Below are 25219 nucleotides of genomic sequence, written 5' to 3'. Positions count from 1 at the left end.
GAAGGGACGCCGCATCGTCGTAAGGAATTCCCCATGAACAAGATCATCCGCTCCGCCCTGCTGGCCTGCGGCCTGGCAGGCTACGCGCTCGCCGCCGCCGCCGCGCCGGCCGTTCCGGTCCGCGTCGTCACCGTGGAACACGCGCCGCACGCCGGCGAACGGCAAATCTCCGGCCGCGTTGAGGCCATTCACTCCGTCGATATTCGCGCCCGCACCGAAGGAAAGATTGTGCAGCGCCACTTCCAGGATGGGCAGTACGTCAACCAGGGCGATCCGCTGTTTACGCTGGATGACGCCCAGCCGAAAGCCGCACTGGCGCTGGCCCAGGCTGAACTGAAGAGCGCCCAGGCGTCGCTACGCCAGGCCCAGCAGCTGCTGAGCCGCTACCGGCAGTTGATCAATAACCACGCGATTGGCCGCAACGACCTTGATACCGCGCAGATGCAGCGCGATGTCGCCGCCGCCGCCGTGGAGCAGGCCCGGGCGCGCATTGCCGCCCAGCAGATTACGCTCGGCTACACCCGCATTACCTCGCCGGTCACCGGGCGCGTCGGCCATAGTCCTTTTCACGTCGGTAGCCTGGTGAACCCTGCCAGCGGGGTACTGGCCGATGTGGTCCAGCTCGATCCGATTCGGGTGGTGTTTTCGCTGGATGAAACCGCCTTTTTCGCCAAAGCGGGGCAGCACACGGATATTGCCGCGCTGAAGGAAGCGTGGCTGGCGCAGGTGGATGTCGATGGACGGCGTGAAGACGGCGTTCTGACCTCCGTCGATAACCGTATTGATAGCCGCACCGCCAGCGTGGCGCTGCGCGCTGAATTCGCTAACCCGCAGCACCGCCTGCTGCCCGGCGGCAACGTCACCATTTTCTTCCGCCCGCGGCAGCTTCAGGAGAGCCCGATGATCCCTGCTTCTGCGCTACGGCAAGATGCGCAGGGCTTTTACAGCTGGGTACTGACGGCGGACAACACCGTGACGATGCGCCGCTTGACCCCCGCCGGTCAGCATGGCCAGAGCTTCGTGGTGGCCGATGGCCTGAAAGCGGGGGAGCGCGTAGTGACGGAAGGCGCCCAGCGCCTGCGTGACGGCGCGGCCGTTCAGCTGCTGAGTGAATAAGGGAGAGGCGATGCTCACATTTTTTATCCGTCGTCCGCGCTTTGCGATGGTGATTGCACTGCTGATGACCTTTGTCGGCGCGGTCTCGCTGAAGCTGATCCCGGTCGAGCAGTATCCGCAGATTACGCCGCCGGTCATCAACGTCAGCGCCAGCTGGCCGGGCGCCAGCGCGGCGGACGTGGCGGAAGCCATTGCCGCGCCGCTGGAGACCCAGCTCAACGGCGTCGACCATATGCTGTACATGGAGTCCACCAGCTCCGATGAGGGGACCTACAGCCTGAGCCTGACCTTTGCCGCCGGTACCGATGCCGATTTAGCCGCGATCGACGTGCAGAACCGCGTGTCGCAGGCGGTGGCGCAGTTGCCTGCCGACGTGCAGCAGAATGGCGTGCAGGTGCGCAAGCGGGCAACGAACCTGCTGATGGGGGTGAGTCTCTATTCGCCGCTCGGCACGCTGTCGCCGTTGTTTGTCAGCAACTACGCCAGCACTCAGGTGCGCGAGGCGCTGGCGCGTCTACCTGGCGTCGGGGAAGTGCAGATGTTCGGCGCGCGCGACTACAGTATGCGCATCTGGCTGCGCCCCGACCGCATGAACGCGCTGAATATCACAACCGACGATGTTGCCCAGGCGCTACGCGAGCAGAACGTGCAGGGCGCGGCGGGGCAGGTGGGGACGCCGCCGGTATTTAACGGCCAGCAGCAGACGCTGACCATCAACGGTATCGGGCGACTGAGCGACGCCGCCGGCTTCGGGCAGATTGTGGTTCGCAGCGGCGACCGCGGCCAGCTGGTGCGCCTGTCCGACGTGGCGACCATCGAGCTGGGCGCGCGCAGCTACAGCTCCGGCGCGCAGCTCAACGGCAAAGATTCCGCCTATCTCGGCATCTACCCGACGCCCACCGCGAACGCTCTGCAGGTCGCCAGCGCGGTACGCGCTGAGCTGACCCGGCTGCACGCGCGTTTCCCGGCGGATCTCACCTGGGAAGTGAAGTTTGATACCACCCGCTTTGTTGCGGCGACGATCAAAGAGATCGGCGTGTCGCTGGCGCTGACCCTGTTGGCGGTGGTGGTGGTGGTCTCGCTGTTTCTGCAGAGCTGGCGGGCGACGCTGATAGTCGCTCTGGCGATCCCGGTATCGCTTATCGGCACCTTCGCCGTGCTCTATGGGCTGGGCTACAGCGCCAATACCCTGAGCCTGTTCGCAATCATTCTCGCCCTGACGATGGTGGTGGATGACGCCATCGTGGTGGTAGAGAGCGTGGAAACCAAAATGGCGGAGGGACTGGCGCGCGGCGCGGCAACCGCCGAGGCGCTGCGGCAAATCGCCGGGCCGGTGATCGCCACCACCCTGGTGCTGCTGGCGGTGTTTGTGCCGGTAGCGATGCTGCCGGGGATCGTCGGCGAGCTGTATCGCCAGTTCGCGGTGACCCTATCGACGGCAGTGACCTTGTCGAGCGTGGTAGCGCTGACCCTGACGCCCGCGCTGTGCGCGCTGCTGCTGCGTCCGCGGCCGCAGCAGCCAGCCGCCATCTGGCGCGGTTTTAACCGCGGTCTGGATAGGGTGCGCGATGGTTACGGGCGTCTGGTTGGGAGGATGAATCGTCGCCCCTGGCTGGCGCTGGCGGCGACAGCGGCGGCGGCCGGGGTGGTGGTGTTTAGCTTTACCACCATGCCGAAGGGGTTTCTGCCGCAGGAAGATCAGGGTTATTTCTTTGCCAGCGTACAGCTGCCCGAAGCCGCCTCGCTGGAGCGTACCGAAGCGGTGATGGCCCAGGCGCGCGAGCTGCTGAAACTGAATCCGGCGGTTGAGGATGTGATTCAGGTGTCCGGTTTTAATATTCTCAACGGTACCAGCGCTTCAAACGGCGGATTTATCTCGGTGATGCTGAAGGACTGGCACCAGCGGCCGCCGCTGGAGGCGGTGATGGAAAAAGTGCAGGGCCAGCTGATGGGGTTACCGGAGGCGACAATCATGACTTTTGCGCCGCCGACGCTGCCGGGGCTGGGCAACGCCTCCGGGTTTAATTTACGCATTCTGGCCCAGGCCGGACAATCGCCGGCGGAGCTGGAGCAGGTGACGCATCAGGTGCTGCGGACGGCTAACCAGTACCCGCAGCTGAGCCGGGTATTTACCACCTGGAGCAGCAACGTGCCGCAGCTGACGCTCACGGTCGATCGCGACCAGGCGGCCCGGCTGAACGTACCGGTGGCGAGGATTTTCAGCAGCCTGCAAACCGCGTTTGGCGGCACCCGCGCCGGCGATTTCAGCATCAACAATCGTGTCTACCACGTGGTGATGCAAAACGAGATGCAGTGGCGCGAGCGAGCAGAGCAGATAAGCGAGCTGTACGTGCGCAGCGACAGCGGCGAGCGGGTTCGCCTGAGTAATCTGGTGACGATTACGCCGACGGTGGGCGCGCCGTTTATTCAGCAGTATAACCAGTTCCCGTCGGTATCGGTGAGCGGGTCGGCGGCCGAAGGCGTCAGCAGCCGGACGGCAATGGCGGTGATGGAGCAGATTTTACAAGCGAATCTGCCGCACGGTTATGATTACGCCTGGAGCGGCATTTCCTGGCAGGAGCAGCAGACCGGTAACCAGGCGGTGTGGATTGTGCTGGCGGCGGTAGCGATGGCGTGGCTGTTCCTCGTCGCCCAATATGAGAGCTGGACGCTGCCGGCGAGCGTGATGCTGTCGGTGCTGTTCGCCATCGGCGGGTCGCTGCTGTGGCTCTGGTGGGCCGGGTATGCCAACGATGTGTACGTGCAGATAGGCCTGGTGCTGCTGATCGCGCTGGCGGCGAAAAACGCGATTTTGATCGTCGAGTTTGCCAGGGCGAAGCGCGAAGAGGGGGTGTCGATCGTCGACGCCGCCCGCGAAGGGGCGACCCGCCGCTTCCGCGCGGTAATGATGACGGCGGTCTCTTTTATTATTGGCATTGTGCCGATGATGCTCGCTACCGGCGCCGGAGCGCAGAGTCGGCGAATTATCGGCACCACGGTGTTCAGCGGCATGCTGGTGGCGACGGTAATCGGCATTTTGTTTATTCCTTCGCTGTACGTGCTGTTTCAGCGCCTGCGCGAGTGGGCCCACCGCCGGATGTAGGTGGACTGGGGTTTGGTGTCTGGAGATGTGCTGCGGGTTTGGTAGCCCGGACAGGCGCGGTAGCGCCGCCTCCGGGACGGTGTGGTAGGGGTTCCGTTCACTATTATTCCGCAGAAAATGTCTCACAGTGGTACGTGAACGGGTAAAGGGGGAGAAAACCGTCTCCCCCTTTACAATCCCCGCGGTCCCGCAAAGAAATCGGTGCTACGCACTGCGCTCACCTCCCGGACCTCAGCCTGCGGTTCGCCGATTTCAGCGGGGGCCAGGGCATCGCTGCATATCACGTTGTTTCAGAGACATATCCGCTGCTGCATGAAAATCTCCCGGAGGCGGCGCGTCGCGCCTGTCCGGGCTACTCTTCCGCAGACGGCTGGAAACCCGTAGCCCCGGTAAGCGCAGCGCCACCGGGGAAATCGGCTGCAGAATATTGCCGGGTTGCGAAACACCCCCGGAGACGATGTTTTGCCGATTACCTGCTCTCCACCGCGATCATGGTGACGAACGGATGGTACTGCCACGGCACGCTGCCGCCTTTCTGGTACATCTTCGAAATGGTGCCGTCGAGATAGAGCATCTGGCGCACGTTGAGCTTCGACTGCGCATAGCAGGCGAAATCGTAGAAATTGGTTTCGCGCGCGCTGAGCATAAAGACCACCTTGCCATCGCCGGTGATGCCCACGCCGTTACGCAGCTTGCGCGAGCTGGCGGACGGCTTCAGCCGCCAGTTGATCTTGCCGTTTTCAATCAGCATTGGCCCGGACTGCACGGCGTAGCGGATAGCCGGCGATGGCCTGAATTTATTGATGCTGACAATCCCCGCGTTTTGCCCGCGCAGATAAAAGACCCCGCCGGGACGAATAAAAAAGTTGCCACCGCCGGAGGCGCGGTTAAGTGGGGTCAGTTGCCTGCCATTCTCGATATACAGCCCCAGCGGCGCGTAAGCTTTATCATAAATTCCGCCGTTCATCGCCATTTGTACCTGCCCGTCGCGGTTGATATCCCCCAGCAGCGAGCGCAGCGATCCCCAGGCTTTACCGTCCTCATTCTGCCAGTACATCACGATGCGTTCGCGATGCGGATCAACGGTATAGCTTTGCAGCGTCAGGGACGGGTCGGTCAGCGAGCACTTCCCGCTGGCAAAGGCGGGCAGAGATAACAGCAACAGCGGCAGAAGCGATGACAAGCGCACGGCGGGGTTCCAGACAACCAAAGAGAGCGTGCAGTATAGCGTTTTATCGCCGCTACGCCGTCCAGATTTCGCAGTGCTTTTGTACCAGCCCGATCAACGAACCGCCATTGGCGACAAACTCGCGCATCTGCTGCGGCTCGCTGCGATTCTGCTTCGCCTGGCGCACCATCGCCTCCAGCGCGCTGCCGGCGTTGAGCTTATGGGCGCTGGGCGCCAGCTTATCCGCCAGCTGTAAAATCTCTTCGCGCAATGTTCGCTGTTCGCCGCTGTTCACATCGGTATTGATCCCGTCGAGCCCATAGCGGCAGGCCTGATAGCGGTTGAAGGGGTAGAGCAAATAATCCTCGGGCAGATGCTTAAACGGCCGCTCCGTCAGCAGCCAGCAGGCGATGATCTGGATAAAACCGGCGATATTCACCGCCTGGCTAATCGTCAGCGGCGTATCCATCACCCGGACTTCGACAGTGCCAAAGCGCGGGCTGGGGCGAATATCCCAGTGCAGATCCTTCATGCTATCGATCATGCTGGTATAGCTAAGACGGCGAAACAGACCGGTAAAAGCCTGCCAGTTATTGACCCACGGCATCGGGCCGTTATCAGGATAGGCGGCGAAAAGATTAAGCCGCGAGCAGGCAAAGCCGCTATCGGTCCCGTCGAGCCAAGGCGATGCCGCGTTCAGCGCGATAAAATGCGGTACGAAGCGCGACAGGCCGTGCAGAAGATAGATGGCATCATCGCCGTTTTGACACCCCACGTGCACGTGCTGGCCGAAGATCGTCGCCTGCTTCGCCAGATAACCAAAGTGCTCGACGGTTTTCCGGTAGCGCGGGCTATCGCTGATCTGCTGGCGCTGCCAGCTTTGAAACGGATGCGTTCCACCGCCGCAGATTTTCACATGATGGCGGTCGGCGGCACGAAGCACCGCCTGCTGAACCGCGCTCAGTTGCGCCGTCGCCTGGTGGATATCGCGGCAGACGCCGGTGGCGATCTCCAGCATGCTTTCGGTAATGTCATGCTTGGCCTCGCCCGCTTTCAGCGTGCCCTGCACCTCGTCAATCAGCGCGGAAGAGTCCTGGCTCAGATCGAAACCCGGCGGGTTGACGACCTGGAGCTCCAGCTCGATACCGAGGGTAAATGGCTCGGAGCGGTGAAAATCAGGTAACGGCATGGCGACTCCCTCTTTCTCTTTATCAGAAAGTATAGAAGACAACGTCTCAAACTGATGATTTGTCGGACATTATGAATTTAATTTATAGAAAATAACGCCACGTGATTATCCCTTTAAAAAGAAAGTAAGGCTGGTGCAATCCTGCAACAGAATTCCCGCCGGTGGTGCAAAAAGATAAGGTGATTATATTTTTTCGAGTAAAATCATATGGATGTTATAAGTCATTCTTATTTTATAAGCCATTTCACACTTATTTTCCGCGCATTCAGAACTGGTATGTATCTTGCCTGTTAAATAGCGACTTTTATTTAACAGGGACAATGTGATGCTGAAGACAAAATTACTTTCGCGTAAACGCCATCTCGCCGTTGCTGTTAGCGGGGCATTGGCGCTGTTTGCCTCTGTGCCGACTCAGGCTTCAACCCTGCGGATCGCCATGACCGCCGCCGATATCCCGTTAACCCTCGGACAACCCGATCAGGGTTTTGAGGGCAACCGCTTTACCGGCATTCCGCTTTACGATGCCTTAGTTGAATGGGATTTGTCGCAGGGAGAGAAACCCAGCGGCCTGGTGCCGGGGCTGGCTACCGAGTGGCACGTTGACCCGCAAAATCAAAGCCGCTGGATTTTCACCCTGCGTCCGGGGGTTAAATTTCACGATGGTTCTGCGGTCAACGCCGATGCCATCGTCTGGAACGTGGATAAGGTGTTGAATAAAGCCGCGCCGCAGTATGCGCCCGGCCAGATCGGCAACACGCTGTCGCGCATGCCGACCCTCACCGGCGCGGAAAAGATTGACGACCATACCGTGGCGCTGACCACCTCCGAACCGGACGCGCTGCTGCCGTATAACCTCACCAACCTGTTTATCGTTTCGCCGACCGCGTGGCAGAAGCTGTACGACGCGGTGCCGTCCGGCACCGGCGATACCGCCGCGCGCAGTAAGCAGGCGTGGACCGAATTCGCCGCCCACGCGGTGGGCAGCGGTCCGTTCAAAATGGAAAAACTGGTTCCCCGCCAGCAGCTGATCCTCGATAAAAATCCCGACTACTGGAACAAAGATCGTATTCCGCGGGTGGATAAAGTGGTGCTGATCCCGCTGCCGGAAGCCAACGCCCGCACCGCGGCGCTGCTCTCGAAGCAGGTGGACTGGATCGAAGCCCCGGCCCCGGATGCGGTTGATCAAATTAAAGCCCAGGGCTTTAAAATCTACGCCAACACCCAGCCGCACCTGTGGCCGTGGCAGTTCTCCTTTGAAGAGGGCTCGCCGTGGAAAGATATTCGCGTGCGCAAAGCCGCCAACCTGTGCCTGAACCGCGCGGAGCTTAAAAGCTATCTCGGCGGCTATATGACCGAAGCGACCGGCGTCTACGAGGCTGGCAGTCCGTGGCGCGGTAAACCCACCTTCCAGATCAAATATGACCCGGATACCGCCCGCAAGCTGATGACCGAAGCCGGCTATAGCGCCGGGAAACCGCTGCACGTCACGGTCGCCACCTCGGCCTCTGGCTCCGGGCAGATGCAGCCGCTGCCGATGAACGAGTACATTCAGCAGAGCCTGAAAAGCTGCTTCTTCAATGTCGATATTAAAGTCAACGAATGGAACACCCTGTTTACCAACTGGCGCCTCGGGGCGAAAGATCCCTCCGCGAAAGGGATCGATGCGATCAACGTCAGCGCCGCGGTTAACGATCCCTATTTCGGCATGATCCGTTTCTCTACCGCGAAGGCCTTCCCGCCGGTGGCGACCAACTGGGGCTACTTCTCGACCCCGGAAACCGAAAAGCTGGCGGCGGCGGTAAAGCACGCGTTTACCCCGGCCGAAATGGATAAAGCCGCCGGTGAACTGCACGCCGCGCTGGTCGATCAGGTGCCGTTCCTGTTCGTCGCCCACGATGTCGGACCAAGGGCGATATCGCCAGCCGTCACCGGTGTGGTACAGCCGCAAAGCTGGTTTATCGACCTTAGTCTGGTGAGCAAAAAAGAGTAATCGACACGGGAGCAAGAGATGATCAATACGCTGCTATATCGCATCCTGCTGGCCGTCCCCACCATGCTCGGGGTGGCGGTGATCTGTTTTATGCTGGTGCAGATAGCGCCGGGCGACCCGCTGGTATCGGTGATGCCGCCGGACGCCTCGGAATCGCTGCGTCAGACCTTAATGCAGGCCTACGGCTTTGATAAACCACTGCCGCTGCAGTTTGTGCACTGGCTATGGCGGGCGCTGCACGGCGATTTGGGGATGTCGGTCGCTACCGGGCGTCCGGTCATCGATGAGGTGATGACGGCGGTCACTTACTCTCTGCGTCTGGCGCTGCTGGCGACGGCGATCGGATTTGTGCTGGGCAGCCTGTTTGGTTTTGTCGCTGGTTACTTTCGTAACAGCATTATTGACCGTCTGGCCTCGGTGCTGTCGGTATTCGGCGTCAGCGTGCCGCACTACTGGCTGGGGATGCTGCTGGTCATCGTTTTTAGCGTCAAATTCGCGCTGCTGCCGGCGACCGGCGGTGGGCCAATCGGCGAGGTGGGCTGGCAGTGGAACTGGGAACACCTGCAGTTTATGCTGCTGCCAGCCTTCACGCTGTCGGTGATCCCGACCGGCATCATCGCCCGCACCGTTCGCTCGCAGGTGGCGGATATTCTCAGCCAGGAGTTTATCGTCGGCCTGCGCGCCCGGGGGCTCAACGAGTCGCGGATCTTTCTGCACGTGGTGAAAAACGCCGCGCCGACCGCGCTGGCGGTGATGGGACTGCAGGTTGGCTATCTGATGGGCGGCTCGATTCTGGTGGAAACCGTTTTCTCCTGGCCCGGTACCGGTCTGCTGCTGAACACCGCCATTTTCCAGCGCGACCTGCCGCTATTGCAGGGCACCATCTGGGTACTGGCGCTGTTCTTTGTGCTGCTCAATCTGCTGGTGGATATTCTGCAAACCAGTCTCGACCCGCGAATTAAGAGGAGCTAACGATGGTGGATACCGTGACGACCAAAGGCATTGCCGTCGCCGCCACGACGGTGGCCAGACAAGGCTACTGGCGCGGCGTGTTTCGCCGCTTGCTGCGCGACCCCGGGGGCGTATTCGTTGGCGCGATCATCCTCGTGCTGTTGACGCTGGCGCTGTTCGGTCCCTGGCTTATCGTCAAAGACCCGTATCAGACGTCGATGTTTTTACGCCTCAAGCCGATCGGTACCGACGGCTTCCCGCTGGGCTCCGATGAGCTCGGGCGCGACATGCTATCAAGGCTGATTCTTGGCACCCGGCTATCGCTATTTATGGGGATTGTCCCGGTGGTGTTCGCCTTTTTTATCGGTGGGGCGATCGGCATTATCGCCGGCTATGCGGGGGGGAGAACCAATACCCTGATTATGCGCACCGTGGACGTGTTTTACGCCTTTCCCTCGGTGCTGCTGGCGATAGCGCTCTCCGGCGCGCTGGGGGCGGGCATCGGTAACGCGCTGCTCTCGCTGACCCTGGTGTTCGTGCCGCAGGTGGCGCGTATCGCCGAAAGCGTCACCGCGCAGGTACGGCATATGGACTACATCGACGCCGCCAGGGCCACCGGGGCCAGCGCGTTCACCATTATTCGCGTGCAGGTGCTGGGCAACGTGCTGGGGCCGATTTTCGTCTTCTCCACCGGACTCATTTCGGTGTGCATGATCCTCGCCTCCGGGCTCTCTTTTCTCGGCCTTGGGGTTCGCCCGCCGGAGCCGGAATGGGGGCTGATGCTGAACACCCTGCGTACGGCGATTTATACCCAGCCGTGGGTGGCGGCGCTGCCCGGCCTGATGATTTTTATCACCTCCATTTCGTTCAATATCCTCGCGGACCGCCTGCGTGCGGCAATGGCGATTAAGGAGTAAGCGATGCAACCCTTTATCAATATCGACCTCGGCGGACCGGCGCAGCCGTTGCTGAAGGTCAACAACCTGCTGAAGCATTTTCCCGCTGGCGGCGGCAAAGCGCGCGAAGTGGTGCAGGCGGTGGACGACATCAGTTTTTCGGTGATCAAAGGCGAAACCCTCGGCGTGGTGGGGGAGTCGGGCTGCGGTAAATCCACCACCGCGCGGCTGCTGATGCAACTGCTCAAACAGGATAGCGGGGAGCTGATCTTCGATGGTCTGGAGGTGGGCTCATCGCGCCTGCCGATGAAAGCGTATCGCCGCCAGGTGCAGATGGTCTTCCAGGATAGCTACGCCTCGCTCAACCCGCGTATGACCATGGAAGAGAGCATTGCCTTCGGCCAGCGGGTACACGGCGTCAGCGCCAAAGAGGCCAGCGAATACGCCCGCTATCTGCTGGCGCACGTCGGCCTCGAACCGGAACGTTTTGCCCACCGTTATCCGCATGCGCTCTCCGGCGGCCAGCGCCAGCGCGTGAATATCGCCCGCGCGCTGGCGATGAAGCCCCGACTGGTGATCCTCGACGAGGCCGTCTCGGCGTTGGATAAATCGGTGGAAGCCCAGGTGCTGCAGCTGCTGCAGGAGCTGAAACGGACGCTGGCGCTGACCTATGTGTTTATCAGCCACGATCTGCACGTGGTGCGCTGGCTGTCGGACCGCATTCTGGTGATGTATCTCGGCGAGGTGGTGGAGATTGGCCCGGCGGAGCAGCTGTTTACCGCCTCGGCTCACCCCTATACCCGGGCGTTGTTAAGCTCGATGCCGTCGATGGACCCGCATAATCGCACCTTAACCTCTGCGCTGAACGGCGATCCGCCCAGCCCGATTTCGCCGCCTTCCGGCTGCCGCTTTCATACCCGCTGCCCGCACGCCAGAGCGGTGTGCGCCGAGGTGAAGCCGACGCTGCAAAGCGTCGGCGAGGGGCACCAGAGCGCCTGCCTGATGGCGCAGCCCGCGTCACCCTGGCATCAAAATATCGCCATTCAGGAGGTCAGCCATGTCGCATGAAGCTTACGTCCATATCCGCGACCTGCGGGTTGAGTTTCGCCGCGACGGCCAGACGGTCAACGCGGTCAACGGCGTCTCCTTTGATGTGCAAAAGGGCGAGGTCATGGCGCTGATCGGCGAATCTGGCTCCGGGAAAAGCGTGACCCTGCGCGCCCTGATGCGGCTGCATCCGCCGAAAAGCAGCGTGCTTTCCGGCACCCTGAAGGTCGGTGAGGACGAGGTGCTGACCATGAATGCCGGGCAGCTGCGGCGCTACCGCGGCGCGCGCTGCGCGATGATTTTCCAGGAGCCGCTGTTGGCCTTCGACCCGGTCTATACCGTGGGTCAGCAGATCGTCGAAGGGTTGCGTCGCCATGAAGGCCTGTCGCGCCAGGCGGCGCGAGAGCGGGCGCTGGAGGCGCTGCGCCAGGTGCGTATTCCGAGCCCCGAGCGGCGGCTGGATGCATACCCGCACGAGATGTCCGGCGGGATGCGCCAACGGGCGATGATTGCCCTCGCGCTCTCCTGTAACCCGCAGCTGCTGTTGGCGGATGAGCCGACCACCGCCCTTGATGCCACGGTGCAAATCCAGATCCTGATTCTGCTGCGCGAGCAACAAAAGCAGCGCGATCTGTCGATTATATTTGTGACCCACGATATCGGCGCGGCGGTGGAGATCGCCGACCGGGTGGCGGTGATGTACGCCGGGCGCATCGTCGAAGAGGCGTCGATTGAGGAGATTCTGTATCGTCCGCGCCATCCTTACACCCAGGTGCTGCTGGGCAGCCGTCCGAAAGAGGGACTGAAAAAGGGCGATGCGCTGCGCTGCATTCCCGGCTCACCGCCGGATCTCTCGCGCCTGCCGCCGGGCTGCGCGTTTGCCGAACGCTGTCCGCACGCGCGTCCCGCCTGTACGCAAAGCCAGCCGGCCACCGAACAGGCCGGGCCGCGTCACGTGGTGAGCTGCCATCGCTGGCGCGAGCTGAGCTCGTCCGTTGAAAACCAGGCGCTTTACGCCTGAAGCCAGGAGAAAAACACGATGCAGGATGACCTTCGCGCGTTTATGCCCTATCCGCCGCATCCGGTGGCGCATGCGCTCAGCGGGCCGCTGAGCGGGTTAACCTTTGCGGTCAAAGATCTGTTCGACGTGGCGGGCTACCCGACCGGCGGCGGCAATCCGCATCTGCTGGCGCTATCCGGGATTAAAAACCGCACCGCGCCGGTGGTGCAAACGTTGTTAGATAACGGCGCGCGCTTTATCGGCAAAACCCATACCAGCGAGCTGGCGTATTCGATGAGCGGGCACAACGTTCATTACGGCACCCCGCGCAACGGCGCCGCGCCGAATCATATTCCCGGCGGCTCTTCGTCCGGTTCGGCGTCGGCGGTATCGAACGAAGTGTGCGACTTTGCCCTCGGTACCGATACCGGCGGCTCGGTTCGGACGCCGGCGAGCTACTGCGGACTGTTCGGCCTGCGTCCGACCCACGGCCGTCTTTCCCTCGACGGCTGCCAGCCGCTGTGTGCCACCATGGATACCTGCGGTTTCTTTGCCCGCTCGCCGGAGGTCTTTTCCGCCGTCGCTGCCTGTCTTTTTGCCGATGAACGCGTGGATCTGAGCGGCGTTCGGCTGGCCTGTCATGATGGGCTGTTTTCCCGCCTGCCGCTGCGCAGCCAGCAGGCGCTGCAGCCGGTTCGCCAACGGCTGGCGCGCTTTTTCGGCGCGGTAACCCCGCTCACCGCGCCGCTGCCGGACGTGGACGATATCTATCTCGCCTTTCGCCAGATACAGGGCTATGAAGCGTGGCAGGCGCAGGGCGAAACCATTGAGCGCTACGGCCTGCAGCTAGGGCCGGACGTCCGCGAGCGCTTTTTTTGGGGCAAAGCGGTCACCCGCGCGCAGTTTGACGCCGCCTGTCAGCAGCGCGAGCGTTTCGCCGCCTGGTGGGACGCGCAGCTGGGCGATGCGGTACTGGTGATGCCGACCGTTCCTGACGGCGCGCCGCTGCTGACGGCGCAGGCCGAGGAGATAGAGGCGGTCCGCCGCCTGTCCCACGACCTGCTGTTAATTTCCGTGATGACCCAACGTCCGCAGGTGACGCTGCCGGTCGCCCAGACGGGCGGTCTGCCGCTGGGGATCTCATTTTTAGGGCCGCGCGGCAGCGATCGTCTACTGGTTGAGCTGGCCGCCGCGTTTATGCAAGGAGACCGAAATGAGCAGTGATGTCCTTTTTACCCCGATGACCGAAACCACCGACTGCCGGATTAACGGCGAACGCCTGTGGAATTCGTTGATGACGCTGGCGGAAATCGGCGCCACGCCGAAGGGCGGCTGCTGCCGTCTGACGCTGACCGATCTTGATCGCCAGGGACGGGATTTGGTGATTAGCTGGGCGCAGGCGGCGGGGATGTGCGTCACCGTCGACAAAATCGGCAACGTCTTTATGCGCCGCGAAGGGCGTAATCCGGCGCTGCCGCCGATTGTCTCCGGCAGCCATATTGATACCCAGCCGACCGGCGGCAAATTTGATGGTAACTATGGCGTGCTGGCGGCGCTGGAGGTAGTGCGCACCCTGAACGATCGGGATATCGAAACCGAAGCGCCGATTGAAGTGGTGTTCTGGACCAACGAAGAGGGATCGCGCTTTGTGCCGGTGATGATGGGTTCCGGGGTATTTGCCGGGGTTTTCCCGCTGGAAACCATCTATGCCGCGCAGGATGCGGACGGTAAAACCGTGGGCGAGGAGCTGGCGCGCATCGGCTATATCGGCAGCCAGACGCCGGGCGATCATCCGATTGGCGCCTACTTCGAAGCGCATATTGAACAGGGGCCGATTCTGGAGGATGAAGAGAAAATTATCGGTATCGTGCAGGGCGTGCTGGGGATCCGCTGGTATGACTGCGTGGTGACCGGCCAGGAATCCCATGCCGGACCGACGCCGATGCGCCTGCGCCAGGATGCGCTGCAGGTGGCGACGCGTATTATGCAGGAGGTTGTGGCGATCGCCGGGCGCAGCGAGGAAGGGCGCGGTACGGTAGGGAGGGTGCAGGTCTATCCAAACAGCCGTAACGTGGTGCCGGGGGAGGTGACGTTTTCGATTGATATGCGCAATCTCAGCGATGCGCTGGTGGATGAGATGGACCGTCAGCTGCGGGCGTTTATCGCCGACGTTGAACGGGAGAGCGGCCTGAAGGTAGCGCTGAAAGAGGTGAGCCACTATCCGGCCGCGCCGTTCCACCCGGATTGTCAGGCGGCGATTGCCGACGCCGCGCAGCGTCTGGGCTATCCCGCGCGGGAGATTGTCTCCGGCGCCGGACACGACGCGGTATATATGAGCTACCTGGCGCCAACCGGGATGATTTTTATCCCCTGCAAGGATGGGATCAGCCACAACGAAATCGAGTACGCGTCGCCGGAGCACGTTGAGGCCGGCGCGAACGTGCTGCTGCAGGTGATGCTCCAGTACGCGCGGGTAGTATAAACGACCGTCCTCCCCGGTCGCGCTGCGCTTACCGGGGCTACGAGTTTCCAGCCGTCTGCGGGGCGGTAGCCCGGGTAAGGCGTTTACGCCGCGCCCCGGGATTTCCGGGCTCGGTGCCTGAGGGAGGCAGATTGGGTAGCCCGGACAGGCGCGCAGCGCCGCCTCCGGGAGATTTTCATGCAGCAGCGGATATATCTCTGAAACAACGTGATATGCAGCGATGCCCTGGCCCCCGCTGAAATCGGCGAACCGGAGGTCCGAAGACAAGGGCTGGCCGCCAGGGATGGCGGACAGAGGCGAATCGAGACACGACAAAATTGCCTGGAGCAATTTTGAACAGCGCTTGCGCTGGCCCCGTAGGGGCGAGTCCCAGGGATGGGACGAGTAATGTCGAGTTGAGCCGACCGCAGGCTGAGGTCCGGGAGGTGAGCGCAGTGCGCAGCACCGATTTCTTTGCGGGACCGCGGGGATTGTAAAGGGGGAGACGGTTTTCTCCCCCTTTACCCGTTCACCTACCACGGTGAGACATTTTCTGCGGAATAATAGTGAACGGAATCCCTCAACACCGTCCCGGAGGCGGCGCTGCGCGCCTGTCCGGGCTACAAGGGCTACGGGTTTCCAGCCATCTGCGGGGCGGTAGCCCGGGTAAGGCGTTTACGCCGCGACCCGGGATTTCCGGGCTACAAAGCAACACAGGCTAGCGGCCAAATTTGCGCGAACCGATAACGCACAGAATCACGCCCAGGGTTACGTTCAGCATCAATGGGCTGACGGTTTCGTGCAGCAGCGCCGCCGCCAGGCCAAGCCCGAAGAACGGCTGTAAGAGCTGGAGCTGGCTGACGGCGGCGATACCGCCAGCGGCCAGCCCTTTATACCAAAAGATAAAGCCAATAAGCATACTAAAAACCGACACGTAGCCGAGCGCGGCCCAGGTCGATACTGACAGGGCGCTCCATGATGCTGGCTGGGTTATCCACGAGGCAACCAGCATAAAAGGCAAGGCGATAATCAGCGCCCAGCTAATCACCTGCCAGCCGCCGAGCTCCCGGGTCAGCTTCGCGCCCTCCGCATAGCCCAGGCCGCAGACGATCACTGCCGCCAGCATCAGCAGATCGCCGCTGAGCGACGCCGCCGCGTTTTGCGTCAGAGCGAATCCCACCACCAGCAGGCTGCCAATAACCGAAAAGATCCAGAAAGCGCGACGCGGACGCTCGCCGCCGCGCAGCACGCCAAAAATGGCCGTCGTCAGCGGCAAAAGCCCGATAAAAACGATCGAATGTGCTGAAGTGACGTGCCGCAGCGCCAGCGCCGTGAGCAGCGGAAAACCGATCACCACCCCTGACGAGACAATCGCCAGCGGCATAAGCTGCGACACGCGCGGGCGTTGTTGGCGAAAGCCGACAACCAGCACGATGGCCAGCAGCCCGGCGATGGAGGCGCGCAGAAAGGTCAACAGAAAAGGGTCCATCTCCAGCACCGCCAGACGCGTCGCGGGCAGCGAACCGCTAAAAATGATGACGCCCAGCAAACCATTAAGCCATCCGGACCATGGCCCCGGCGCCGTGTTATGAACCGCTGAATCTACCACGCTAACCTCGCAATATTGGCTGTGCAGTGCCCGCTTGAGCAATGTCTGAAGCGATGGTAGTGTCCTTAATCTAATACAATCAAATTATTGTCATAGATACATTCACCGATGAAAGCCCGATACAAAACCATTGTCGACAGCTACGCGCAGGCGATTCATCGCGGACAGCTGCCGGCCGGCACCCGCCTGCCGACCCATCGTACCCTTGCCGCCGACGAACGCATTTCGCTGGCCACGGCCACCCGCGTTTATCGTGAACTGGAAGCAATGGGGCTGGTCAGCGGTGAAACCGGGCGCGGCACCTTCGTACGGGATATCTCGCTGCCGCCGGGGCACGGCGTCGATCAGCAGGCGGTGGCGGGCGATGTAGTCGATCTCAACTTCAACTATCCTTCGCTGCCGGCGCAGGGGGATGCGCTGCGCGAGGCGCTCAGGCGGCTGGCGATGGCGGGGGATATTGAATCTCATCTGCGCTACCAGCCTCATGCCGGACGGCTCTCCGAACGCGAAACTATCGCCCGCTATTTGACCGGTAACCGCTTTGCGCCTGACGCGGAAAACGTGCTGATCGTCAGCGGCGCCCAGCACGGGTTGGCGGTGACCGTGATGGGTCTTCTGCGCCCCGGCGATGTGGTGGCGGTTGATGCGCTGACCTATTCGGGCTTTAAGGCCCTGGCCGCGCTTTATCATCTGGAACTGGTGGCGATCCCCTGTCGCGCAGAGGGGCCGGATCTGCAAGCGCTTCACCAGCTGTGCCGGCAGCGGCGGATACGGGCGGTTTATACCATGCCGACGCTGCACAATCCGCTCGGCTGGGTGCTCACTTCTCGCCAGCGGCAGGCGCTGACGGACCTCGCGCGCCTGCATGACCTGCTGATTATTGAAGATACCGCATACGCCTGGCTGGTCGGCAATCCGCCGCCGCCGCTGGCCAGCTATGCGCCGGAAAGAACGGTTTATATCGCCGGTTTTTCGAAAAACGTTGCCACCGGGCTACGCGTGGGGGCGGTAATTTGTCCACCCTACTATCGGCAAGCGATTGAGCGTGCTATACGGGCGACGACCTGGAATACGCCTTCGTTGATGAGTTCACTGATCTGCGCCTGGATTGACGATGGGACGGTTGCGCGTTTTGCGGCGCAGAAGCGACGGGATGCGCGGCTGCGGCAGTCGCTCGCGCGTGAGGCGCTCGGCGCGCTTCCCGTTGTGAGCCATCCGAGTTCATACTTCCTCTGGCTGCCTCTGGGCGAGGAGAGCCGGGCCGATCGGCTGGTGAAAATGCTGATGGATCGCCACATTTCCGTGTCGACCGCCGAACCATTTTGCGCTGCCGCGAACGTGCCGCAGGCGCTCCGCATCGCCCTGGGTTCGGTTCCCCTGGATAGCCTGCGCGCGGCGCTGGTCCAGGTTCGCGAAGCCGTGGAGTATGAGCAATATCGCTAGCGTTTCGACGACGAGCGATGAGGTGACTGGTTAGTCACTTTTTATGGGGTAAATGGCGGCTTAATAGTGTTTAAATAAATGTTTGTTTTTTATTATTATGATTTGTAAGGTTAATTTTAAATTTGATGACAATTTAAAATTGTTACGGTAGTGTACATAAAACATCAAGTACGGTTGTGCTGTTGACGCTGAGCAAGCGCACGTCCTGAAGATACGACGTTGTTAATCATTTCAGGGGCGGAGCCGCGCCCTGTTCTGTACAGGATCCTTTTTCAATGCAGCAGCTCTACCTTTATATACTGATCGCCAGCCTGACCATTGCCAGTCCCGGCCCCGGTGTACTCCTGACGCTGACCAACACGCTGAATTATAATCTGCGTAATGCGATGGCGGGGATTATTGGGGTGGCGGTGGGGATGGGCGTCATATCGATTATTGCTGCCAGCAGCGTTGGCGTGATTATTACCACCTCTCAACTGACGTTGTTGATAGTCAAGGGGGTTGGGGCGGCCTATTTGATCTATCTGGGTGTAAAGCTCTTTCGCTCGGTGCCCCGCGCGCTGAATCAACCTCTCTCTTCTTCCGATTTAACGATGCCTTCCGCCAGTCAGCGGTTTCGTCAGGGAGTACTGGTGTCGTTGTTCAATCCCAAACCCATTGTGTTTTTTATGGCGCTGTTCCCCCAGTTTATTCATCCGCAGCAGCCCTTTATTCCGCAGTTCAGCGTGCTGTCGATAACCTTCTGTATTCTGGTGGTTGTCATTCATTCACTCTACGGCCTTTTCGCACACAGCGTAAAAACGAAAATGTCGTCCGGAAATGCCTTCGTTAAGCTGAATAAAACTGGTGGCATCGTCTTTATGTGTTTTGCCGTCGGTCTCATTGTATCCGCCGTTCATCCTTATTTGTCGCTATCATCGTGAGGGCGCCGCGTTAAGGCAAGGGGCCTTGCGTTCACCCCATCTGCGCCAGCTGGCCACGCAGCACCTCCACGCCTTGTTCGATAGCGTCAGGATTAATGGCGTGAAACCCCATCCGAAAGAAGTTAGCCGGCGGCGCGTCGCTGAGAAAATGCCGCGCGCCGGGCTCAATCAGTACCCCGGCGTGGGCGGCGCGCCAGGTCAGCTGCTGGGTGTTGATTTGCTCCGGCGTGGCCAGCCAGAACGCGTTGGCGTGTTCGCTGCCGGGGATGATTTGGCACTCCGGCAGATGCTGCTGCAGCGCGTTGTTGAGCCGGTCCCAGCGCTGGGCCGAGTCGTAATGGTAGCGCCGCAGGTGGGTTTCATAGTGGCCCTGGGCGAGGAAATGGGCCATCTGATACTGAATATTGGTCGGCGGATGACGGTACACCAGCCGGCGCAACGCTCGGGCTTCATCAATCAGATCCGGGTCAGCGACCATAAAGCCCAGCCGCAGGCCTGGCGATAGCGCTTTTGACAGGCTGCTCACGTAGATGACTCTACCGCAGCGATCGCTGGCCTTCAGCGCCGGCAGCGGGTTGAGCATAAAGTTACTTTCAGAGTCGTAATCGTCCTCAATAATCACCGCGTCATGGCGAGCGGCATGCTCCAGCAGCTGGCTGCGCCGCGCCTTACTCATCGCCACCCCGGTTGGCACCTGGTGTCCGGGCGTCACGTAGTAGTAATCGCAGGAGGCGTCATTCAGGACGATCCCCTGTTCATCCACCGGATGCGGCACGATATCGGTATCGGCGAGCAGAAAGGTGTTAATAGCCTCGCGAAAACAGGGATTCTCCACGCCAACGCGCGTGCTGGATGACATCAGCAGGCGCGTCAGCAGGTAAAGCGCGTTTTGCGAACCGAGGGTAATCAGAATCTCGTCCGGCGCGGCAACAATGCCGCGCTTGGGCAGTACCCGGGTGCGGATCTGCTCAATCAGCATCGGCACGTCCTGATCGATATGATCCACCACCCACGCCGGGTCGCGCACGCCGCCGTGCAGCCAGTTCGCCGCCGAACGCCAGGTCGCCAGCGGAAACTGGCGGGTATCCGGCTGACCGTAGATAAACGGATAGCGGTAGTTCATCCAGCCGGCCGGTTTCAGAATCGACTCCTGCTGGCTGGGCGTGATTTGCAGCCGCGTGCCCCAGCGTGGTGCAGAACGCTCATCCTGGGGTGCAGTTTCTGGCGCGGCGGCGGGGTTGGCGTGCTGATAATCCGGGTGCAGGTAGTAACCGCTGCGCGGACGGCTCAGCAGATAACCTTCGTTAACCAGGCCCTCAAAAACCAGCGCCGTGGTGTTACGCGAGACCCGCAGCTGGCTGGCCAGCTGGCGGCAGGAGGGGAGCGGCGTGTCGGCGGAAAAAATGCCGCCCAGAATGGCGTTAATCAGCGTCTCGCGCACCTGCTCCTGCAAACCGCGGCGCGGGTCGAAATCAACGTGTAACAGGTGTCGGATCATGCCAGGCTCCTTACTCAAACGCTCAGTACAGGAACTGCAGCAAATTCCATACCACCCTGAGAATGACTGACACATCCGCGCGGTGAATCTGGCTCTATCTGGAAATTAAAAACCGTCCCTACAGTGAGAACCGACCCCATCAGGCTATTTTATTTGCCATTTTGGTCCTGGGCAGTGCTCACACTCCTCACGTACGACGTGTACGCTTCGGGTGTTCCGCGCTGTCCGTGTCCAAACTGGCTGCAAGAATGTACGCCTGATGGGATGGCTCTAAAAACGTATTCATCAGTCGCGGTTCGGAACTTCCGTCGGCACATATTTTGCAAAACCTTTTCATGTTCTGGAATGAACACGTCTGGCGAATTAATTAGGGGTGAATTAATGAACAAATCATTAGGTTCAATTTGTCTGGGCGCCATCATGGCGATGGCCTTTTCTTATCACGCAGCTGCCGCGGATCTTCCGGCAATAGAAAAATCCGGCACCCTGAAAGTCGCGACCGAAGATGATTACGCGCCTTTTAACTTTATGAATAACGGCCAGGCGGATGGCTTTAACAAAGATATGCTCGATGAATTACGTAAATACGCGAAATTCAACGTCGACCAGAGCATTCTGCCGTGGACCGGATTATTGGCGGCGGTGTCTACCGGGCAATACGATATGGCGTTAACCGGCGCAGTGATTACCGATGATCGTCTCAAGGTTTTTGATTTCACGCCGCCGTGGGCGTCAGCGCAGCACTATTTTGTTAAACGCGCGGGCGATAATTCTCTGAACACCATTGCCGAACTGAGCGGGAAAAAAGTGGGCGTCCAGGCGGGCAGCGCGCTGCTGGCGCGGCTGCCGGAGCTGAAAGCGATGCTGGAGAAAACCGGCGGTAAGCTGGGGCCGGTAGTGGAGTATCCCTCCTATCCTGAAGCCTACGCCGACCTTGCCAACAAACGGCTGGACTACGTGATTAACGTGGTTATCTCGGTCAACGATCTGGCGAAGGCCAAGCCGAAGGTGTTCGCTAAAGGTCTGGCGGTATCCGGCCCGGGCTATATGGCGTGGCCGATCCCGAAAAACTCGCCGCAGCTGCTGGCCTATATGACCAAGTTTATGAACCACATGAAGGAGACCGGCAAGCTCGCGGAACTACAGAAAAAGTGGTTTGGCGAAACCTATGACGATCTTCCTGACGTGCCAATCACCAGCCCGGAACAGTTCCATAAATTAGCCGGTCTGTAATGGGTTCTGCGGCGGGAAACCGCCGCCTGTTTAGGTGAAGGAGGGCTTCATGGATGCAATTTCCTGGCAGTTACTGATTGAAGGCGCATGGACGACCCTCTGGATTTCGGCCATCGCCATTGCCTTTGGGGTAGTGATTGGTCTGCTGATCGCCCTGGTGCGCATGCTGCGTATCCCGGTTATCGATCAGCTGCTGGTGATCTATATCAGCCTTGCCCGCGCGACGCCGCTGGTCACGCTGGTGCTGTTCCTGTTTCTTTCTCTGCCGACCGTCGGGATTAACCTCGATAAAAACGTCGCGGCGATTGTGGCGCTGACGCTCAATACCTCGGCCTTTAACGCCGAAATCTGGCGCAACGCCTTTCGCACCTTCCCCCGCGAACAGCGGGAAGCGGCGGAGTCGGTAGGAATGCGTCGCTGGGCCTACTTCCGCTATATCATGCTGCCGCAGATGTGGATTGAAAGCCTGCCCGCGCTGGTTAACGAGATGTCGTTCCTGATCAAGGGTAGCCCGGCCATTGCGGTGATTGGCGTGGTGGATTTGACGCGCGTCACTAACCGAATTTCTTCGGTCACCTATGAACCTCTTTCGCCAATTCTGGCGGCGGGTCTGCTGTACGTGGTGATTATTGGCCTGCTGCTGAAACTGCAGGGGATGGCCGAGCGTAAAGCGAAACGTCTGGCGCGATAAATACAGGAGGTACTATGAATCAGTGGGCCGTTATCTGGTCGGTGCGCGACAGCTTTATTGCCGGTTTACTCGCCACCCTTGAGCTTTTTATTACCGCGGCTATCGCCGGATTAATTATCGGCGTGGTCCTGTGCTATTTAACCGAATATCAAAAGAAAACGCTTAACCGGCTTATTATTGCCTTTGTCAGCTTAATGCGGGCGATTCCTTTTTTGATTCTTGCCTATTTGCTCTATTACGGGCTACCGCAAGTTGGTATTAGTATGGAACCGTGGACCGCCGGCCTAATCGCCTTAATTATCTACCATGGCGCCTATTTCTTTGAGATTTTGCGCAGCCAGCGCCGGGTATTTTCCGGCGGCTATATCGAGGCCGCGGTGGCGCAGGGATTTTCGCGCTACAAAATATTCCGCCGCATTATTCTGCCCAATATTCTCTCTTCAGCGCTACCGCTGATGGGCAATCAGCTGATTATCTGCCTGAAAGATACCGCGTTTCTCAGCATTATCACCGTCCAGGAGATAACCGCTGCGGCTAACAGCGTGCAGGCCACTTATTTTATCCCGTTTAACGCTTTTATCGTCGCGATTGGGCTCTACTGGGCGATCAGCATCCTACTGGAGCTGCTGATTAAGCGTCTGAGCGCCTGGGGAGTCAGAAGAGGAATGAGTCATGTCTGATACCACTGCAGTAAGCGTCAAAAACGTCTCTAAACAGTTTGATAACATTGAAGTTCTTCGTGATATCAACCTGACGGTAGAGAAGGGGACCGTGGTGAGCATTCTCGGCTCGTCGGGGTCGGGTAAATCGACGCTGCTGCGCTGCATGAACTGGCTGGAACAGCCGGATCGCGGCGAGATCCGCATCAGCGGCCAGCGGCTGGGTATTGATGAGCATAATGGCCGGGCGATGTCCCACCGCCAGCTATCGAAAATCCGCGAGCGGGTTGGCATGGTGTTCCAGAGCTTTAACCTGTGGCCGCACCTGACGGTGCAGCAGAACGTCAGCGAAGCGCTGCTGCACGTGAAGGGGATGAAGCGTGATGAAGCGAAAACCATCGCCATGCAGCAGCTGGAGAAAGTGGGGATGGCGCATAAAGCCGACGTTTATCCGATTACGCTCTCCGGCGGACAGAAACAGCGGGTGGCGATTGCCCGTTCGCTGGCGATGTCGCCGGAGGTCATTCTGTTTGATGAGCCGACCTCGGCGCTGGACCCCGAGCTGGTCAACGAGGTGCTGGGCGTGATGAAGGCGCTGGCCGCCGAGGGCTACACGATGGTGGTGGTGACCCATGAGATGGATTTTGCGCGCCAGGTCTCGGATGAGGTGGTGTTTCTCGAAAAAGGGTTGTTGATAGAGAAGGCGCCGCCGGAGAAGTTTTTCACCAATCCGGATTCCGAACGCGTCAGGCAGTTTTTGCAGAGCAGCCGCTAAGCATCAGCGGTCAATCTCCCCGGTGGCGCTGCGCTTACCGGGGCTACGGGTTTCCAGCCGTTTGCGGGGAGTAGCCCGGGTAAGGCGTTTACGCCGCGACCCGGGATTTCCGGGCCCGGAGCCTGAGGGAGGCAGATTGGGTAGCCCGGACAGGCGCGGCAGCGCCGCCTCCGGGGGATTTTCATGCAGCAGCGGATATATCTCTGAAACAACGTGATATGCAGCGATGCCCTGGCCCCCGCTGAAATCGGCGAACCGGAGGTCCGAAGACAAGGGCTGGCCGCCAGGGATGGCGGACAGAGGCGAATCGAGACAGTGATGTCGAGTTGAGCCGACCGCAGGCTGAGGACCGGGAGGTGAGCGCAGTGCGCAGCACCGATTTCTTTGCGGGACCGCGGGGATTGTAAAGGGGGAGACGGTTTTCTCCCCCTTTACCCGTTCACCTACCACGTTGAGACATTTTCTGCGGAATAATAGTGAACGGAACCCCTGTACACTTTCCCGGAGGCGGCGCTTGACGCGCCTGTCCGGGCTACCGGGCCCGGGCGCGGTGTCTGATACAACCAAACCTTAATCCCGATCGATGGCGAACGGCTGCCAGGCCTGACGCACCGGCATCACTTCGACCCGGTTGATATTCATATGGTCCGGCAGCGTGGCGATATAAAACATCTGTTCGGCAATATCCCGCGCGCTCAGCGGCGTGGTGCCGCGATACAGGTTGTCCGACGCCGCCTGGTCGCCTTTGGTGCGCACCAGGGTAAATTCCGTCTCGGCAATACCCGGCGCGAGATCGGTCACGCGCACTCCGGTCCCGAGCAGATCGCAGCGCAGGTTATAGCTGAACTGCTTCACGAAAGCCTTGCTGGCGCCGTAGACGTGGCTGCCGGGATAGGGCCACTGCCCGGCGATAGAGCCGATATTGATGATGCTCGCCCCCGCGCCGTGGTTAATCAGCGTCGGCAGCAGCGCGTGGGTCACGTTAACCAGCCCGGTGACGTTGGTATCGATCATCGTTTTCCAGTCGTCCAGATCCACTTTCTGCGCGGGCTGCGGCGACAGCGCCAGTCCGGCGTTGTTAATCAATGTCGTGATATCGGCGAACTCAGCGGGCAGCGCCGCTACGGCCGCGGCGACCGCATCGCTATCGCGCACGTCGAGTTCGATAATGTGCACCGGTACCTGCGAGGCGAGCTTGTCCTGTAACTTCTTTAGCCGCTCAAAACGGCGTCCGCTCAGCACCAGCGACCAGCCCGCATCGGCGAAGACCTGCGCCGCCGCTTCCCCAAAACCCGAGGTCGCCCCGGTAATAAACACCACTTTGCTCGTTGCCATTTCATTCTCCTGTGCAGGTTGTCGCTCCCACTATAGAAACCCTTCGCGCGCGGGCACAGGGCCAGTCGGCGCGCGGCGATGTGACACGGTGTCACATCATTTTCGCCTGACTGGCTCTATCCGTTTCTCCTC

Annotated in this window: 20 protein-coding genes; 15 read left to right on the top strand and 5 right to left on the bottom strand. The window is 60.3% G+C overall.

Annotation, left to right across the window (positions count from 1 at the left end; all coding sequences use genetic code 11):
* Window positions 1–33: 33 nt before the first annotated feature.
* Both K7H21_RS20550 and K7H21_RS20545 read left to right on the top strand, forming a co-directional pair.
* Window positions 34–1116, top strand: coding sequence for an efflux RND transporter periplasmic adaptor subunit (locus K7H21_RS20550; RefSeq protein WP_004130230.1), 1083 nt, complete (start codon window positions 34–36; stop codon window positions 1114–1116).
* Between the two features lie 10 nt (window positions 1117–1126).
* Window positions 1127–4219 (top strand): efflux RND transporter permease subunit, encoded by a 3093-nt coding sequence (locus K7H21_RS20545; RefSeq protein WP_004130232.1) that lies wholly within the window; start codon window positions 1127–1129, stop codon window positions 4217–4219.
* Between the two features lie 469 nt (window positions 4220–4688).
* On the opposite strand, the gene K7H21_RS20540 is transcribed toward K7H21_RS20545, so the two are convergent.
* Entirely contained in the window at window positions 4689–5408 is a 720-nt protein-coding gene (locus tag K7H21_RS20540; RefSeq protein ID WP_004130234.1) for a phosphodiester glycosidase family protein, read from the bottom strand.
* A gap of 52 nt (window positions 5409–5460) precedes the next feature.
* Window positions 5461–6576 (bottom strand): YbdK family carboxylate-amine ligase, encoded by a 1116-nt coding sequence (locus K7H21_RS20535; protein WP_049114186.1) that lies wholly within the window; start codon window positions 6574–6576, stop codon window positions 5461–5463.
* Window positions 6577–6901: 325 nt separating this feature from the next.
* On the opposite strand from K7H21_RS20535, the gene K7H21_RS20530 reads away from it, so the two are divergent.
* Genes K7H21_RS20530 through K7H21_RS20500 form a run of 7 tightly spaced genes read left to right on the top strand, consistent with a single transcriptional unit; the run spans window position 6902 to window position 14942 of the window.
* Complete coding sequence (locus K7H21_RS20530; RefSeq protein ID WP_004130238.1) at window positions 6902–8566, top strand: ABC transporter substrate-binding protein; 1665 nt, start codon at window positions 6902–6904, stop codon at window positions 8564–8566.
* 18 nt (window positions 8567–8584) lie between these two features.
* Window positions 8585–9538 (top strand): ABC transporter permease, encoded by a 954-nt coding sequence (locus K7H21_RS20525; protein ID WP_049114184.1) that lies wholly within the window; start codon window positions 8585–8587, stop codon window positions 9536–9538.
* 2 nt (window positions 9539–9540) lie between these two features.
* Complete coding sequence (locus K7H21_RS20520) at window positions 9541–10434, top strand: ABC transporter permease (RefSeq protein WP_004130242.1); 894 nt, start codon at window positions 9541–9543, stop codon at window positions 10432–10434.
* A gap of 3 nt (window positions 10435–10437) precedes the next feature.
* Window positions 10438–11481 (top strand): ABC transporter ATP-binding protein, encoded by a 1044-nt coding sequence (locus tag K7H21_RS20515; RefSeq protein ID WP_004130245.1) that lies wholly within the window; start codon window positions 10438–10440, stop codon window positions 11479–11481.
* Window positions 11471–12481 (top strand): ABC transporter ATP-binding protein, encoded by a 1011-nt coding sequence (locus K7H21_RS20510; RefSeq protein ID WP_049114182.1) that lies wholly within the window; start codon window positions 11471–11473, stop codon window positions 12479–12481. The genes K7H21_RS20515 and K7H21_RS20510 overlap by 11 nt, the downstream gene beginning before the upstream one ends.
* A gap of 18 nt (window positions 12482–12499) precedes the next feature.
* Entirely contained in the window at window positions 12500–13684 is a 1185-nt protein-coding gene (locus tag K7H21_RS20505) for an amidase (RefSeq protein WP_123828358.1), read from the top strand.
* A complete protein-coding gene (locus tag K7H21_RS20500) occupies window positions 13674–14942 on the top strand; it encodes a Zn-dependent hydrolase (protein ID WP_004130250.1) in 1269 nt (422 codons plus the stop codon). The genes K7H21_RS20505 and K7H21_RS20500 overlap by 11 nt, the downstream gene beginning before the upstream one ends.
* A gap of 697 nt (window positions 14943–15639) precedes the next feature.
* Here K7H21_RS20500 and K7H21_RS20495 read toward each other — a convergent pair.
* Window positions 15640–16530, bottom strand: coding sequence for a DMT family transporter (locus tag K7H21_RS20495; RefSeq protein WP_004130253.1), 891 nt, complete (start codon window positions 16528–16530; stop codon window positions 15640–15642).
* 108 nt (window positions 16531–16638) lie between these two features.
* On the opposite strand from K7H21_RS20495, the gene K7H21_RS20490 reads away from it, so the two are divergent.
* Window positions 16639–17973: an aminotransferase-like domain-containing protein gene (locus K7H21_RS20490; RefSeq protein WP_049113176.1), complete on the top strand. Its 1335-nt coding sequence runs from the start codon at window positions 16639–16641 to the stop codon at window positions 17971–17973.
* A 275-nt stretch (window positions 17974–18248) separates the two neighbouring features.
* A complete protein-coding gene (locus K7H21_RS20485; protein WP_004130257.1) occupies window positions 18249–18896 on the top strand; it encodes a LysE family translocator in 648 nt (215 codons plus the stop codon).
* Window positions 18897–18927: 31 nt separating this feature from the next.
* Here the strand turns inward: K7H21_RS20485 and pdxR are convergent, their stop codons facing one another.
* Window positions 18928–20394: a MocR-like pyridoxine biosynthesis transcription factor PdxR gene (gene pdxR, locus K7H21_RS20480; protein WP_049113177.1), complete on the bottom strand. Its 1467-nt coding sequence runs from the start codon at window positions 20392–20394 to the stop codon at window positions 18928–18930.
* 381 nt (window positions 20395–20775) lie between these two features.
* Between pdxR and K7H21_RS20475 the strand changes: the two genes are divergently transcribed.
* From K7H21_RS20475 to K7H21_RS20460, 4 genes are read left to right on the top strand one after another with little or no spacing between them, the layout of a single operon-like run.
* Window positions 20776–21627, top strand: coding sequence for a transporter substrate-binding domain-containing protein (locus tag K7H21_RS20475; RefSeq protein ID WP_004130261.1), 852 nt, complete (start codon window positions 20776–20778; stop codon window positions 21625–21627).
* 49 nt (window positions 21628–21676) lie between these two features.
* Complete coding sequence (locus K7H21_RS20470) at window positions 21677–22318, top strand: amino acid ABC transporter permease (protein WP_049113179.1); 642 nt, start codon at window positions 21677–21679, stop codon at window positions 22316–22318.
* A 14-nt stretch (window positions 22319–22332) separates the two neighbouring features.
* Entirely contained in the window at window positions 22333–22998 is a 666-nt protein-coding gene (locus K7H21_RS20465; RefSeq protein WP_004130263.1) for an amino acid ABC transporter permease, read from the top strand.
* On the top strand, window positions 22991–23752 hold the full coding sequence (locus K7H21_RS20460; RefSeq protein ID WP_009653167.1) for an amino acid ABC transporter ATP-binding protein: 762 nt from the start codon (window positions 22991–22993) through the stop codon (window positions 23750–23752). Before K7H21_RS20465 ends, K7H21_RS20460 begins: the two co-directional genes overlap by 8 nt.
* 570 nt (window positions 23753–24322) lie before the next feature.
* Here K7H21_RS20460 and K7H21_RS20455 read toward each other — a convergent pair.
* Window positions 24323–25087, bottom strand: a complete 765-nt coding sequence (locus K7H21_RS20455) for an SDR family NAD(P)-dependent oxidoreductase (protein WP_004130269.1) — start codon at window positions 25085–25087, stop codon at window positions 24323–24325.
* Window positions 25088–25219 lie beyond the last annotated feature (132 nt).

The sequence above is a fragment of the Klebsiella sp. CTHL.F3a genome (assembly GCF_019890895.1).
GTDB classification, from domain to species: domain Bacteria; phylum Pseudomonadota; class Gammaproteobacteria; order Enterobacterales; family Enterobacteriaceae; genus Klebsiella; species Klebsiella grimontii.
Note: the sequence above shows the minus strand (reverse complement) of the source record. Positions and strands in the feature narration are given on the sequence as shown.